The organism is Micromonospora sp. DSM 43699 (genome assembly GCF_055517075.1).
Window position 1 is genome coordinate 71,401 of the sequence record NZ_JBTMMT010000015.1, and the last position, 15,496, is coordinate 86,896.

Consider the following 15,496-nt stretch of genomic DNA (forward strand, 5'->3'; position numbering starts at 1 on the left):
CCATGACCACCATGTCGGCCTGCCCAGAATGCGCGGACGAGGTGCCGATCAGCGATGCGGTACGGCTCAACGAGATCGTCGAGTGTGCCGGCTGCCGCAACGAACTGGAGATCGTCGCCCTGACTCCGGCGGTGCTCGCGCTGGCCCCCGAGATCGAAGAGGACTGGGGCGAGTGATCCGCGTCGCTGTCGTCGGCGCGGCCGGATTCATCGGCGGGGAGTTGCTGCGACTGCTCGTCGGGCACCCCGAGGTCGAGGTGACGGCTGCGGTCTCCTCCCGGTTCGCCGGAAAACGGGTCGACGGGGTCCACCCGAACCTGCGATCCGCCACCGAACTGCTGTTCTGCTCGGCGGACGACGTGGACGAGTACGAGACCGTCTTCCTGGCCACGCCGCACGGCGCCGCGATGACCCAGATCGACCGCTGGGTAAGACACACCAAACAGGTCATCGACCTCACCGGCGACTTCCGGCTGGACGACACCGAGGTCTTCCAGCGCTACTACGGGACTCCGCACGCCGCGCCACACCTGCTCGGCGAGTTCGTGCCGGGAATTCCGGAGCTGCACCGGGAGCGCCTACGCGGCGCCGACCTGGTCAGCGTGCCCGGATGCATGGCGGTGGCCGGCGTGCTCTCGCTGTACCCGATCCGGGACATGATCGGACCGGACGCCCGGCTGGACGCGCGTACCGGGTCCAGCGGATCCGGGGCCACCGCCGGCGACGGCAACCTCCACGCGTTCCGCAGCGGGGCGATGCGGGTGTTCGCGCCGACCGGACACCGGCACGAGGCGGAGATCGCCCGGCACGTCGGCGTGCGGGTCACCATGACCGCGACCGGGGTGGAGGCGGTGCGGGGCGTGCAGACGATCTGTCACGTCACCCCGAAACCCGGCGTCGACGCGAAGGCGATACGCCGGGCGTTCCGGGAGCGGTACCGCGACGAGCCGTTCGTCCGGCTGGTCGCGCAGCAACGCGGCCTGTACCGGTACCCGGAACCGAAGATCCTGTCGGGTTCGAACTTCTGCGACGTCGGGTTCGCCTTCGACGAGGACACCGGCCGGCTGACCACCATCGCGGCGCTGGACAACCTCATGAAGGGCGGCGCCGGCAACGCGGTCCAGTGCCTGAACATCCGCATGGGCTGGCCGGAGACCCTCGGCCTGTCCTTCCCCGGCCTGCACCCCGCCTAGGAGAGCCGTGACCAGACTGCTGACGGTCGTCAAGTGCGGCGGGAATCCGGCCGTGGACTCGACGAGCATCTGTGCCGACGTCGCCCGGCTCGTCCACCGGGGCGAGGCTGTCGTCCTGGTGCACGGCGGCTCCGGCGAGATCGCCCGGCTGGCCGGGAAGCTGGGCGTGCCGCAGCGCACCCTGGTCGCCCCGGACGGGGTGTCGGCCCGGTACACCGATCCGGCGATGCTGGAGGTCGTCGTGCTCGCGCTGGCCGGGGCGGTCAAGCCGGCGATCGTCGCCGCGCTGTCCGGCCTCGGGGTGCCCGCCGTCGGCCTCACCGGCCTCGACGGCGGCATGCTGCGGGCCCGCCGCAAACCGGCGGTCCGGGCGGTGGTGGACGGCCGGACCGTGCTGGTGCGGGACAACCACAGCGGCCAGATCGGCACCGTCCGCACCGAACTGCTGGAAGGCCTGCTGCGGTCCGGTCTGGTGCCCGTGGTGTCGCCGCCCGCCATCGACGAGCACGACCACCCGGTGAACGTCAACGCCGACCGCGTGGCGGCGGCGCTCACGGTGGCGCTCGGCGCCGACCGGCTGGTGCTGCTGACCGGCGCGCCGGGCGTACTCGCCGACCCCGGGGACGACACCAGCGTGCAGAGCACCTACGAGGTGCCCCCGACGGGCGCTCCCGGACCCGTCGCCGGCGGCGGCATGGCGCTCAAACTCGTCGCCGCCCGGGAGGCGCTGGCGGGCGGGGTGGCCTCGGTGCGGATCGCCGACGGACGGGTGCCCGATCCCATCAGCCGGGCCCTGGCCGGGTCCGGAACAACGGTGACCATGGCCGGTGCCTTGTCGGTGGCCGGCCGGTCCGCGCGAAAGGGGAACTGACGATGGACCGCACCTACCTCGTGGTCGTCAACGACGAGGAGCAGTACTCGATCTGGGACGCCGACCGTGAGCTGCCGGCCGGGTGGCGCGGCGAGGGCTTCCGCGGCCCCGAGGCCGACTGCCTGGCCCACATCGAGGAGATCTGGACCGACATGCGTCCGCTGAGCCTGCGCCGTGCCATGGCGTCGGGCGCCTGAACCGCGACGCCACGAATCAAGCCGCCACCACCAGAGGAAGCGTGCGTGATGATCCTCGATCAGTTCCATTCCCGCGTCACCCAGGCGCCGGATGCGATCGCCGTGCAGGACGGCGACCGGCGGCTCACCTACCGGGAGTTGGCCGGACACGCCTGCGGGCTGGCGGTCCGGCTCACCCGGCGTGGAGTGCGACCGGGTGACGTGGTCGCCGTCTACGTCGACCGGTCCGCCGAGATCGTCGTCGCCGAGCTGGCCGTGCTGCTGGCCGGCGCGGCCTACGTACCGCTCGATCCGGCCCATCCGACCACGCGGACCACAGAGCTGCTGGGCCTGGCCCGGGCCGCCGCCGTGATCACCACCCGGCCGTTGCTGTCGGCCGGCGTAAAGCTCGACGATCCCGAGGTCGTCGACCTGGCGCAGGCGCCCACCGAACGCTACGAGCCGGTCCCGCGACCGGACGACGACGCGCTGGCCTATGTCATCTTCACGTCCGGCTCGACGGGCCGGCCCAAGGCGGCCGCGGTTCGCCACGGCGGCCTCGCGAACCTCATGCGCTGGCACGAGGACGCCTTCGGCCTGGGCCCGCAGGACCGCACGACGCTGCTGTGCGCCCCCGGATTCGACGTCTCGGTGTGGGACACCTGGCCCACGCTGGCGGCCGGCGGCACGCTGGTGGTGCCGCCCGCGGCCGTGCGCGCCTCGCCGCCGGACCTGGCCGCCTGGCTGGCCGACGAGCGGATCACCGCGACCTTCCTGCCCACGCCGCTGGCCGAGGCGGTACTCGACGTGCCGTGGCCGGCGCACAGCGCGCTGCGGTGGATGCACACCGGCGGGTCCGCGCTGCAGCGCGGCGCGTCGCCCGGCCTGCCGTTCACCCTGGTCAACGTGTACGGCCCCGCCGAGTGCACGGTGGCCGCGACGACCGCCGTGGTGTCGTCGGACGGGCCGGTGCCGCCACCGATCGGCGTGCCCGTCGACGGCGTGCGCTGTCACGTGCTCGACGGCTTCGACGTGGTGCCCGACGGCGAGCCCGGCGAGATGTGCCTGGCCGGCGCGTGCGTGGCCCGCGGCTACCTGAACGCTCCGGCCTTCACCGCGCGGTCGTTCGTGCCCGACGTCACAGTGCCGGGCCAGCGGATGTACCGCACCGGCGATCTGGTCCGCCGCCGGCCCGACGGGACCTTCGAGTACCTCGGCCGGCTCGACGACCAGGTCAAGATCCGTGGATTCCGGATCGAGCCCGGCGAGATCGCGGCCGTCCTGCGGCAGCACCCGGCCGTCCGGGAGTCCTACGTGGCCGCCCAGCGCACCGGCTCCGCCGACCCGGTGCTGCACGCCTACGTCGCCGCGGACGCCACACCGGCCGAGCTGATCGCGTTCGTGGCGGCCCGGCTGCCCGACTACATGGTGCCCGCCGCCGTCGTCGTGCTGCCCGCGCTGCCGATGACGGCCAACGACAAGGTGGATCGGGCCGCGCTGCCCGCGCCCGACCGGGTGGCCGCCGGCCTGGCCGGGATGACCGCGCCGCATCGCACGCCGACCCAGGGCGCGGTGGCCAGGATCGTGTCCGACCTGCTCGGTGGCGTGGCGGTCGGCGCCGACGACGACTTCTTCGCCCTCGGCGGCACCTCGCTGCTGGTCGGCCGGCTGGCGACCCGGATCGCCGTCGAGCTCGACGCGAAGCTCAGCCTGGCCGAGCTGGCCTGCGCCCGCACGATCGCCGCGTTCGCCGACCTGGTCGACGAGCGGACCGGCCGACCAGAGGTGGACACCGGCCTGGACCTGAACTCCCCGGTCCCACCGACCCCGCCGTCGATCGCCCCGGCCGGCCGCGGTCGGCTCATCCCCCTGTCGTTCCAGCAGGAACGGGTGTGGTTCTTCGCGCAGCTGGCCCCGGACAACATCGCCTACAACTTCCAGGCCACGGTGTCGTTGCACGGCGACGTGGACACCGGTGCCCTGCGCGCCGCGCTCGACGAGATCGTGCGCCGGCACGAGATGCTGCGGACCGCCTTCGTCAGCGTAGACGGCGTCGCGGTGCAGCAGCCGGTCGCACGCGTGGGCACGCCGCTGCGCGTGTTGGACGTGCCGCGCGAGCAGGCCGACGACGTGGTCGCCGCCGAGCTGGCCCAGCCGTTCGACCTGGCGAGCGCGCCGCTGGCCCGCTGGCTGCTGCTGCGCCACGGGGACGGCGAGAACACGTTCGTCCACGTCGAACACCACTTCATCCACGACGGCTGGTCGCTCGCGGTGTTCCTGTCCGAACTGTCGGCGCTCTATCCGGCGTTCGCCGCCGGTCAGCCGTCGCCCTTGCCGGAACTGGCCGTCCAGTACGCGGACTACGCGATCTGGCAGCGGGAGTGGATGAGCGGTGACGTGCTGAAGGCCCACGTCAACCACTGGACCACCCGGCTCGCCGGCGCGTCCGCCCTGTTGGAGCTGCCGACCGACCACCCGCGGCCGCCGGTCATGAGCCTGCGTGGCGCGGCGCCGCGGATCAGGGTCCCGGCCGAGCTGGCCCGCGCGCTGCGCGCGTTCAGCCGGCAGCACCGGGTGTCGCTCTTCTCGACCATGTACACCGCCTTCGCCGCCCTGCTGCACCGGTACACCGGGCAGCAGGACCTGCTGGTCGGCACCGGCATGGCCAACCGGAGCCTGCCCGAGATCCAGCCGCTGCTCGGCATGATCGTCAACACGGTGGTGCTGCGGACCCGGCCGCACGGCCGGATGTCGTTCACCGACCTGCTCGACCAGGTCCAGGAGACCGTGCTCGACGCGCTGGCCTGGTCCGACACCCCGCTGGACACGGTGATCAACGCGATCGGGCCGGAACGCGACTCCTCGCGGCTCCCGCTGTTCCAGGTCATGTTCAGCTTCCACGACTCGGCCGTGCCCGACCTCGACTTCGGCGGGCTCACCGGTGCGGTCACCGAGCGGGCGAACGGCTCGGCCAAGGCCGACCTCAACATCATCGTCGTGCCGCGCGGGGCGCAGCGGGTGGGCCGGGAGTCCCGGCCCGAGGACGACGACCTGAACCTGATCTGGGAGTACTCGACCGACCTGTTCGACGCGTCGACCATGTCCCGGATGGCCGAGCACTACCTGAACCTGCTCGCCGGTGCCCTGGCCCGACCGGACTCCGCGATCGACGGGCTGCGGCTCATGCCGGACGACGAGTCGCGGCGGCTCGAGCAGTGGAGCCGCGGGCCCGCGGTGGCCGACACCGAGCCGGGTCGGACGATCCCCGCCCTGTTCGCGGCCCAGGTCGCGATCCGGCCGGACGCGACGGCGCTGGTCTGCGGCACCGGATCCATGACCTACGCGGAGCTGGACCGGCGCAGCAACGCCCTGGCCTGGCGGCTGCGCCGCCGCGGAGTGGTCACCGACGTGCCGGTCGCGGTGGCGATGGAGCGCGGCCCCGACCTCGGGGTGGCCCTGCTGGCCGTGTCGAAGGCCGGCGGCGCGTACCTGCCGATCGACGCGGGCAGCCCGGCGCCCAGGGTGGCGGCCATGATCGCCGCCGCGGGCGCCCGGCTCCTGCTGGCGAAGCGGGCCACCGACCGGGTCGAGATGCCCGGGGTGGACACGGTGTACGTCGACGCCGAGCCCACCGACGCCGCCGACGAGTGGACGGCACCACCGGACCTGTCCCACCCGGACAGCCTGGCCTACCTCAGCTTCACCTCGGGCTCGACCGGCGTGCCGAAGGGTGTCGCCGTGCCGCACCGCGGCGTGGCACGGCTCGTCCACGACCCGTCGTTCGCCCCGCTCGGCCCGGGCCAGCGGCTCCTGCACCTCGCCCCGGTCGCGTTCGACGCGTCCACGTGGGAACTGTGGGGCGCGCTGCTGACCGGCGCGACGACGGTGATCGCGCCGCCCGGCCCGCTCGGGCTGCCGGAGATCGCCGCCCTGCTGCGCACCGCCGACGTGACGGTCGCGTGGCTCACCGCCGGCCTGTTCCACCAGCTGGCCGAGGCGGATGTCGAGGCCGTCGCCGGGGTACCCGTCGTCCTGGCCGGCGGCGACGCGCTCAGCCCCGCCACGGTGCGCGCCGTGCTGTCGGCCCGCGGCGGCCGACCGCTGGTCAACGGGTACGGCCCGACCGAGAACACCACGTTCACCACCTGCCACGTGCTGACCGACCCGGACCAGGTGGCGTCGACGGTGCCCATCGGCCGTCCGATCCAGGGCACCTCCGTGCACCTGTTCGACGAGAGCGGTCAGCCGGTGCCGATCGGTGTGACCGGCGAGCTGTTCACCGGTGGGGACGGTCTCGCCCGCGGCTACGTCGGCAACGCCTCGGCCACCGCGCGGGCCTTCGTGCCCGATCCCCACGGGTGCGGCACGCGCCTGTACCGGACCGGGGACCTGGCCCGTTGGCGCACCGACGGGACGCTCGAGTTCGTCGGCCGCGCCGACGACCAGATCAAGATCCGTGGTTTCCGGGTCGAGCCCGGCGAGGTCGCGTCGGTCCTGCGCACGCATCCGGACGTGGGCGACGCGGTCGTCCTGGTGGCCGGTCAGGGCGCGCAGCGGCACCTGATCGCGTACGTGACACCGGCCGACGGTGTCGACCCGGGCCTCCTACGGCCGCCGTCGCTGCGCGACTTCCTGGTCGGTCGCCTGCCGGAATACCTGGTACCCACCGGGTTCAGGGCCCTCGACCGGTTCCCGCTCAACGCCAACGGCAAGATCGACCGGGGCGCGCTGCCCGCGCCGGAGGTCCAGACCCGCGGGCAGGTCACCCCGCCACTGGGTGACACCGAGGAGCGGTTGGCCGACACCTGGCGGCGGCTGCTGCCCGCCCACGGCCCGTACGGCGGCGCCATCGGCCGCGACGACAGCTTCTTCGCCCTCGGCGGCAACTCGCTCCTGGCGTCCCGCCTGATGTTCCGGATCCGCGAGGTGTTCGACGTCGAGCTGCGCATGGCCACCTTCTACGAGAAGCCCACGCTCGTCGACTGTGCCGCCGCGATCGACGCCGCCCGTGACCGGACCGCGACCGTCGCGGCGCGACCGGCCACCATCGGCCGCCAGGACCGCCGTGCCTACCGCGCCCGCGCCCCGAAGCCGCCGCCGGGCCGGAAACTCGCGCCGCACCTGGTCCACCTGGGTGGCGACTGGGCGCTGTGGCGGACGGTCTGCCTGCGGGCGGCCGGTTTCCCGGCCCACCTGCTGGCCGGCCTCGGCGCCGCGGATCTGGCCGAGGCGGCGGACGCCGTCGTCGCCGTGGGCGAGCCGGCCAGGGCCACCTACTCCGCCGAGTTCACCGCGGCGGTGCGACGCCAGTCCGCGGTCCTGCACGAGGCGGCCAGCCGGCCGGCGCTGCGGGAAGCGGTCGCCTGGCAGAACCGGCACGCGCTGACGACCGGCCTCGATCCGGTCGTCCGGCGTGGGCCGGAGCCGGCCAAGCGGGACACCAAGGCCCGGCAGCACGAGGCGCTCATCGCGAGTTACCTGCAGCGGTACTGCGCGAAGAACGACACCATCGGCTTCTTCGGCCCGGTGGATTGGTCGCGGATCGACGACGGCGCCGGCATCCGGATCACGCACGATCCGGCGGGGCGGTTCCTGGCCGAGCGCATCACCTACCTGGAGGGCTGGGCGGTGGCCGCGGTCCTGGCCGGCCACACCACGGCCCTCCGGCCCTGGCTCGTACCGCGGTGGATGCCGTTCGTCGGCCTCGACGGCAGCCAGCTGCGGGTGCCGCTGGCACCGCCGGTGCCGCTGACCCCGGCCGAGGCGGCGGTCCTGCGGGCCGTCGACGGCGCGCGTGACGCCCGCGCGGTCGCCGCCCTGGCGCTCGCTGACGAGTCCGCCGGGCTGCGTGACGTCGAGGAGGTCTTCGCCGTGCTGGCCCGGCTGGCCGACCAGCGCCGGCTGGCCTGGCAGGTCGAGATCTCCCCGCCCGACATCCATCCGGAGCGGACCATGCGGACGCTGCTGGCCCGGGTCACCGACGGCGACGTCCGGGCGGCGGCCACCCGGGCGCTCGACGAGCTGACCGCCGCCCGGGACGAGCTGGCCGGGGCGGCCGGCGACCCGGAGGGGGTGGTCGCGGCCATGGCCGGCCTGGAGGCGACGTTCACCCGCCTGGCCGGCGTCCCGCCCACCCGACGGGCCGGCGAGCTGTACGCCGGTCGCACGGTCGCCTACGAGGAGTGCCGGCGCGCCGACACCGTACGGCTCGGCGCCGACACGCTGGACGGTCTCCGGGAGGCGTTGGCGCTGGTGCTCGACAGCGCCCGGTGGTTCCTCGGCGACTGCGCCGAGGCGTACACCGCCCATTTCGAGGCGGCCTACCGGAAGCGGGCCGCCGCGCTCGGCACCGACGTCGTGCCGTTCGCCGACTTCTGGCTGCTCGTCAACGACGCCCTGTTCCACGGGGCGTCGACCCTCATCCAGCCCGCGGTGACGGCGCTGCAGGAACGCTGGTCGGCGATCCTCGATCTGCCCGAAGGCTCCCGGCGGGTGCAGCTGCGCTCGGCCGACCTGCGGCGTCGGGCGGCCGACCGGTTCCCGGCCCCGCCGCGGCCGTGGCCGACGGCTGTGTTCCACAGCCCGGACCTGATGATCGCCGGAGCGGACGCCGCCGCCGGCGGCCGGCTCACCTGGGTGCTCGGCGAGGTCCACCCCAGCAAGGTCACCGCCCGCTACGGCACGTGGCTGGAGCTGCACGACGACCCGGACGGCTACCACGCGGCCATGCGGCACGACCTCGCCGGACCGGTCGTCTGGCAGGCCGAGACGGCCGAGGTCGGCGGCAGCGCCACCCGCCAGGCCGGTGCGTTGGTGTCCCCGGGCGACCGGTGGCTCGTCTGGTCGCACGACGCCAACGGCTACGACCCGGCCACGACCCTGGTCGTGGGGGACTGCGACGTGATCGACTCGGCCACCGGGCTGCGGGTCCGGCACCGCGACGGCACATTCGAGCGCGACCTGCTCCCGGTCCTCGGCGACCTGATCATCGCCGTGATCATCAACAGCTTCGACCCGGTGCCGCCCGCCGCCCACACGCCCCGCGTCACCGTCGACGATCTCGTGATCGGTCGGGAACGGTGGACGTTCGCCGCCGCCGACCTCCCGTTCGCCGGTACGGCCGACGAGAGCGCCCGGTACCTGCAGGCCCGGGCGTGGGCGACCGGCCACGGACTGCCCCGGCACGTGTTCCTCCGGTTCACCGGCGAGCGCAAGCCGATCTACGCGGACCTGACCAGCCTCGCGTCGATCGACCTGATCTCCCGGTCGGTGCGACGCTGTCGCCGCCACGGCCGGGCCGAGGCGACGGTGACCGTCGTGGAGATGCTGCCGGAACCGGATCAGGCCTGGCTCGTCGACGCCGACGGCCAGCGCTACACCAGCGAACTGCGCCTGGTCGCAGTCGATCAGAAGACCGCTGAGCAGAGTCAGGAAGGCTGAGGCGTGGCTATCTACGAGCTCCCGACGTCGTTCGCCCAGCGGCGGATGTGGCTGCTGGTCGAGATGGACCCCGACCTGCCCACGTACAACATCTCCTGGGCGGTGTGGCTGGACGGTCCGCTCGACGTCGACGCGCTGCAGGGAGCGTGGGACGCGGCCCTGGCCCGGCACGAGTCCCTGCGCACCACGTTCCGCCACGAGGCCGGCGTGCCGGTGCAGATCGTCGACGACGAGCCCGAGCCGCGGCCGCTGCTGATCACCTCGGTCGAGGATCGGCCCGACGGCGAGCGGGTACCGGCCGCCCAGGCGCTGATCCGCGACATGGCCGGCATCACCTTCGACGTGGCCACCGGGCCGCTCGCCGTGGCCACCCTGGTCCGGATGTCGCCGCAGGCCCATGTTCTCGCGGTCGTGGCCCACCACATCGTGGCCGACGGCTGGTCGTTCCGGGTCCTGTTCGACGAGTTGTCCACCGACTACGAGGCGCTCGTCGGCGACGGTGCCCCGATCGTCGCGGAGCCGGCGATCCAGTACGCCGACTACGCCGTCTGGCAGCTCGGGCACGCCGAGGACGGCGGGTACGCGTCGGCCGGCCGGTTCTGGCAGGACGAGCTGGCCGACGCGCCGTCGGCGCTGTCACTGCCGACCGACGAGCCGTATCCGGACCGCCAGACCTTCGCCGGCCGGTCCATCCACACCACACTGGACACCGGCCTGGCCGATGCGCTCCGGCAGCTCGCGGCCCGGCAGGGCACCACGGTGTTCGCCGTCCTGCTGGCCGCCTACGCGGTCGTGTTGTCCCGGCTGACCGACAGCGACGACCTGGTGATCGCCGTACCGATGGCCGCCCGGACCCGGCCGGAGACGGAGACGATGGTCGGCCTGCTGATGAACACCGTGCCGATCCGGGTCCGGATCGACCGGGACGCCACGCTCGGCGACCTGGTGCGATCCGTCCACCTCGCGACCGCGCGGGCGCTGGCCCACCAGGAGCTGCCGTTCGAGCGGATGGTGGAACTGCTGCGCCCCGACCGCGACCCGGCCCGGTTCACGCTGACCCAGGTGATGTTCGCGATGGAGGAGTCCTGGGCCGTCCCGGACCGCGGCGGGCTCCACTGGCGGCCCGAGCTGGTGGAGAACGGCACCGCGAAGTTCGAGATCGAGCTGACCGTCACCGAGGCGGCGGACGCACCCCAGCTGCGGGTCAACTACAACAGCGACCTCTTCCACGACGCGACCGGCCAACTGGTGACCGACGGCTTCCAGGCGGTCCTGCGCTGCCTCGCCGACGACCCGGACGGCGTCGTCGCCGACGCGGAGATCATGTCCCCCGATCTGTCGGCCCTGGTCACCGACCGCTGGCCGGACGGCGGCCCGCACCTCGACCCGGAGGCCACCGCCGTGGCCCGGTTGTCCGCGGCGTGTGCCGGCGACTCGGTCGTCGTCACCGGCAGCGACGACGAGCTGACCGGCGCGCAGGTGCGCGACCGGGCCGGGCGGATCGCCGCCGCGCTCGCCGACCGGGGTGTCGGCCCGGCCGACCGGGTGGCGATCCTGCTGCCCCGCGGCGCCCGACTCCTGCCCACGGTCCTCGGCGTCTGGTCGACCGGCGCGGCCTACATACCGCTGGACCCGATCTATCCGCAACAGCGCATCGCCATGATGCTGGCCGATGCCGGGGCGGCCGCGATCGTGGTCGACAGCGGCGTCGCGGGCGCGCCGGCCCTCCCACCGACGGCGGCGCCGATACCGGTCGTGGACCTGGCCGCGCTCCCGGCGGACCTCGAGCGGCCCGAGCCGGTACCCGACCGGCCGCCGTCGGCCCCGGCCGTGACCATCTTCACCTCGGGGTCGACCGGCCGGCCCAAGGCGGTCACCGTGACCCAGGGCGGCATCGCGGCGCTGCTCGACGCGGTCGTGCCGATGCTGGCCCTCGGCCCGCAGGACCGGTTCGTCGCCGTGTCGACGTTCGCGTTCGACATCGCCCTGGTCGAGCTGCTCGCGCCGGTACTGGCCGGCGGACGCGTCGCGGTCGCCGATACCGACCAGGTCAAGGACCCGACCCGGCTGCGCGAACTGCTGATCGACAGCGGCGCGACTGCCATGCAGGCCACGCCGGCCGGTTGGCGGATGCTCGTCGACGCCGGCGGCATCCCGGACGCCGTGACGCTGCGGATGACCGCCGGGGAGCCGCTGCCCAGGGACCTGGCCGACGTGATGGGCACCGGCCCGGGAGCGCGCGTGTGGAACCTGTACGGCCCGACCGAGACGACGATCTACTCCGGCGGTGACGTCGTCGCCGGATCGCCGGCCCCGATCGAGATCGGGTCGATCATCGCCGGCACCCGGCTGTACGTGCTCGACGCCCGGCAGCGGCCGGTCCCGCCCGGCGTCTTCGGGGAGGTCTACATCGGGGGAGCCGGGGTGGCCCACGGCTACCACGGTGCACCCGGGATGACCGCGGCCCGTTTCCGGCCCGACCCGTTCGCCCCGCGGCCGGGTGCCCGCCTGTACCGGACCGGTGACGTCGGCCGGTGGCGCCGGACCGGCCGGATCGAGCTGGCCGGCCGGGCCGACCGGCAGATCAAGATCCGTGGGTACCGGATCGAGAGCGGCGAGGTGGAGGTGGCCCTACGAAGCCATCCCGACGTTGCCGAGGCCGTGGTGTCGGTGCGGGGTGGCGGTGACGACGTGCGCCTCATCGGCTACGTCGTCACCGGGAACGGCGCCGACCGGCCGCCCGCCGGGCTGAGCGAACACCTGCGGCAAACGCTTCCCGACTACATGGTCCCGGCCGCGTACGTGGTGCTGCCCGAGCTGCCGCTCACCCGCAGCGGCAAGGTCGACTACCGCAACCTGCCCGAGCCCGACTGGAGCGCGTCGTCGAGTCAGGAGTCGGTCGCCGCGCGCACCCCGGTCGAGGCCCGCCTGGCCGCAATCGTGGCCGAGCTGTTGCTGCTGCCGGCGCCGGTGGGCGTACGGGACAACTTCTTCGCCCTCGGCGGGCACTCGCTGACGGCGGCCCGGTTGATGGCCCGGATCCGCGCCGACTACGGCATCGACCTACCGATCCGGACGCTGTTCTCCGATCCCACGGTCGCCGGTCTGGCCGCCACGATGGCTGCCGGCCGGCCCGGCTGACCCGATCGATCGGTCGCTGATCTTCAACTTGGCGGCAACAGGTGGCTCGACGACGACTCAGCCTGCTGACAGGGTCACCGCAGGCATGCGGCCGGCGGCGGCCCTGCGCGCGCTGTCTCGACGAGGTCATGGACGCGCGATCACTCTGTCGGCACGCGCAGTCACCGCCACGCGTACTCGACGAGCGCGAGCTGAGCCGTGGTGCCGATGAGCGCGTACTGCGGTCCGAACAGCTTGTCGTTCTGCACCAGCAGGTGCCACTGGGCTCGCAGTCTGGTCTCTCAGAAGAGAGTTCCTCTGCCGTGTCCTCCTTTATGTCCAGGCGCACGTGGGCGGTTCTCGCCGTCATCGTCGCGGCCGACGTTCTGGATCTCCTCAGCACCACCGTCACCAATGTCGCGGCACCGGCGATCTTGCGGGACCTCGGTGCCACCGACTCGCTGGCGCCATGGCTGGGTGCCAGTCACACGCTCACGATGGGGTCGCTGCTGATCGTCGGTGGTCGGTTCGGCTACCGCCCGGGCTCCTTCTCAAGCAACGCCCGGCAATGGATGCACGGCATCCGCGCTAAACGGGCCGTGGACCTGCCCTACCCAGCCGCCCGCGTCGACGCCGTCGACGAGGGCGACGTCGCCGAGGTGGCGTACCACACCCTCACCGATTCCGGGCTACGCGGCGCCACACTCAACCTCACCGGACCGGACGCGATCAGCCTCGCCGAACAGGCACACGCCCTGTCGGCCGCCCTCGGCGAGACGATCACCGTCAACCGGATCACCCGCGAGCAGTGGAAACAGCCTGCCAACCAGTACGTGACCGGCGACTACGCGGAAGCGCTGCTGAACTACTGGCAGGCCCTCGAACTGCACCCGGCATCGATCAGCACCGCCGTTTCGGATATCGCGGGCCGACCCGCGACCAGCTTCCACACCTGGGTTCACCGCAACATCGACATGTTCCGCTAACGACCGCGCGTCCGGCTCCGCCGCCGACGGGAGGCGGAGCTGGTCCGCTTCGGTACCGCTGGACCGACCCGGGTCAGCGCCCCTGATCTGCCCACTTTTGCCCGTGATCGGACTACACAATCAACTGTCCTGTAGCTGACACCCTCCGTGGGGCAGCCCACCGTTCCTGCCGGTAAGTGACCCGCTTACTGTGGGTAATCTATGCGGGGAATCCGCTGTTCATCCGGCCATCTATTTCGGTTGATGGATCTCGCCTATCTTGCCACCAGAAGTTGCGTCTGAGGAGGCAGCATGTCGGGACCGCTCAGCCGCCGCACCCATCCAGGCACGCCCGAGGGCGACGACGGTGCGACCGGCCAGCCCGGGACGCCGGTGGCCGGTACAGCGTCGCCGCCCCGGGTGGGCCGCGATGGTTGGATCGCCGGTCGGTCACCGGCGTCCCCGTCCTATCTCAGGTAGGTGGCCAGGGGGATCTGCTGGTCACGGAGTGCTCGGGTGACGACGCCGGCGATCTGCCTGGCGCCGGACGGCTCGAAGTGGGTGTGGTCGTCGCAGAAGAAGGCACCCACCGGGCCCGAGCCGTAGTCGCCGTTGAAGGGACAGAAACGCAGGCTGTTGTAGAGCGTGTAGCTGAGCCGGTGCAGGTCGATGACGGGGACGGCGTTCGCGCTGCCGGCCGAGTTCGTCTCGGTGACGAAGCCGCGGTTGCCGACCGCCGTGCTCCCGGAGCAGGTGAGCGCGGCCGGCGGGGTCAGGAAGACGGGGTGGGCGCCGCGCGCCTTGGCCGCGGTTGCCATCATCCCGAGCAACTGCTGGTACCGCGCCGAACCGACGTGGCGGGGGCAGGCACTGGTCCCGTCGTTGATCCCGAACTGGATGAGCAGGTAGTCGCCGCGCTTCATGCCGGTCGTCGGGTCGAGCATGGCCTGCCAGCGCGAGGAGTACGTCTCCGGGCTGACGACGCACTCCCCGGCCGGGTTCTTCGTGCTCGTCACGTTGGGGTCGTAGAGCCACGTCTGGATGCTCCGCCCGCCCACGGCACTGTTGCGTACGGTGACGTCGCTGGTGAAGTACTGGGCGAACTGGTTGCCCCAGCCGGCCGGGCACACGGTGCCGCCGGAGGGGTCGGCCACCGTGGAGTCGCCGGCCAACCAGACGGTGACCTGCCCCTGCGGGGGAGGAGAGCTGGACGACGGCGGCGCGCACGGCGACGGGCTCGGCGACGGGCCGCCGCCCGTCAGGTCGAAGTAGTCGAGGTTGGGCAGCCCGCCGGCCGTGGTCGGGCTGAACCCGATGGTGGTGGTGCCCGGGTTCACCGGCACGGTCACCGTCGTGGTGACCCACGTCGTCCACGCCCCGGTGGGCGCGAAGGGCACCGTCTGCGTCGATGTGCCGTTCACCAGGACGGCGGCGGGTCGCGCGGTGGTGGAGCCGTTGGCGAACCGTACGTCCAGCGTCGCCGTCCCGGCCGCCGAGGTGGTCACGGTGAGCCGGACCGCCGCGCCGACGGCGTTGTCGCCGTTGCAGAACCCGGTCCCGGAGTACCCGGCGTGGTTCGCGTCGATCGTGCCGGTGCACACCACCGGCGCCGTCTCGGCCTCGTACCGGCTGGGCGCTGCCGTGGCGATGGTGGCGCCCAGCCCGATGAGGACTGTCGTCATCGTCACGACGCCGATGACCGCTCGTCGATTCATGTCGCTCCTCGGGTCGC

At 73.0% G+C, this 15,496-nt stretch carries 8 protein-coding genes; 7 read left to right on the forward strand and 1 reads right to left on the reverse strand.

The window, feature by feature from the left end:
* Positions 1-2 precede the first annotated feature (2 nt).
* The 7 genes from AC0AIB_RS10840 to AC0AIB_RS10870 all read left to right on the forward strand — a co-directional run bounded on the left by AC0AIB_RS10840 (position 3) and on the right by AC0AIB_RS10870 (position 13,785).
* Positions 3-176 carry a lysine biosynthesis protein LysW gene (locus tag AC0AIB_RS10840; RefSeq protein ID WP_328345326.1) on the forward strand — a complete coding sequence of 58 codons (174 nt, stop codon included), beginning with the start codon at positions 3-5 and terminating at the stop codon, positions 174-176.
* Positions 173-1,192 carry an N-acetyl-gamma-glutamyl-phosphate reductase gene (gene argC / locus AC0AIB_RS10845; protein WP_465096519.1) on the forward strand — a complete coding sequence of 340 codons (1,020 nt, stop codon included), beginning with the start codon at positions 173-175 and terminating at the stop codon, positions 1,190-1,192. The genes AC0AIB_RS10840 and argC overlap by 4 nt, the downstream gene beginning before the upstream one ends.
* A 7-nt stretch (positions 1,193-1,199) precedes the next feature.
* Positions 1,200-2,063: a [LysW]-aminoadipate kinase gene (locus AC0AIB_RS10850; protein ID WP_328345330.1), complete on the forward strand. Its 864-nt coding sequence runs from the start codon at positions 1,200-1,202 to the stop codon at positions 2,061-2,063.
* A gap of 2 nt (positions 2,064-2,065) precedes the next feature.
* A complete protein-coding gene (locus tag AC0AIB_RS10855; RefSeq protein WP_363675101.1) occupies positions 2,066-2,260 on the forward strand; it encodes an MbtH family protein in 195 nt (64 codons plus the stop codon).
* 48 nt (positions 2,261-2,308) lie between these two features.
* Positions 2,309-9,679 (forward strand): amino acid adenylation domain-containing protein, encoded by a 7,371-nt coding sequence (locus AC0AIB_RS10860; protein ID WP_465096532.1) that lies wholly within the window; start codon positions 2,309-2,311, stop codon positions 9,677-9,679.
* A 3-nt stretch (positions 9,680-9,682) separates the two neighbouring features.
* Positions 9,683-12,820 carry an amino acid adenylation domain-containing protein gene (locus tag AC0AIB_RS10865; RefSeq protein WP_465096520.1) on the forward strand — a complete coding sequence of 1,046 codons (3,138 nt, stop codon included), beginning with the start codon at positions 9,683-9,685 and terminating at the stop codon, positions 12,818-12,820.
* Between the two features lie 128 nt (positions 12,821-12,948).
* Positions 12,949-13,785 carry a Rossmann-fold NAD(P)-binding domain-containing protein gene (locus AC0AIB_RS10870; protein ID WP_328345336.1) on the forward strand — a complete coding sequence of 279 codons (837 nt, stop codon included), beginning with the start codon at positions 12,949-12,951 and terminating at the stop codon, positions 13,783-13,785.
* A 446-nt stretch (positions 13,786-14,231) separates the two neighbouring features.
* Here the strand turns inward: AC0AIB_RS10870 and AC0AIB_RS10875 are convergent, their stop codons facing one another.
* Entirely contained in the window at positions 14,232-15,479 is a 1,248-nt protein-coding gene (locus tag AC0AIB_RS10875; protein ID WP_465096521.1) for a carbohydrate-binding protein, read from the reverse strand.
* Positions 15,480-15,496: the final 17 nt, after the last annotated feature.

Excerpts from the sequence above, each read along its gene's own strand:
- AC0AIB_RS10860 (WP_465096532.1), top strand. The coding sequence starts at position 2,309 with ATGATCCTCGATCAGTTCCATTCCCGCGTCACCCAGGCGCCGGATGCG.
- AC0AIB_RS10840 (WP_328345326.1), top strand. The coding sequence starts at position 3 with ATGACCACCATGTCGGCCTGCCCAGAATGCGCGGACGAGGTGCCGATC.
- AC0AIB_RS10855 (WP_363675101.1), top strand. The coding sequence starts at position 2,066 with ATGGACCGCACCTACCTCGTGGTCGTCAACGACGAGGAGCAGTACTCG.
- AC0AIB_RS10875 (WP_465096521.1), bottom strand. The coding sequence starts at position 15,479 with ATGAATCGACGAGCGGTCATCGGCGTCGTGACGATGACGACAGTCCTC.
- AC0AIB_RS10870 (WP_328345336.1), top strand. The coding sequence starts at position 12,949 with ATGGACGCGCGATCACTCTGTCGGCACGCGCAGTCACCGCCACGCGTA.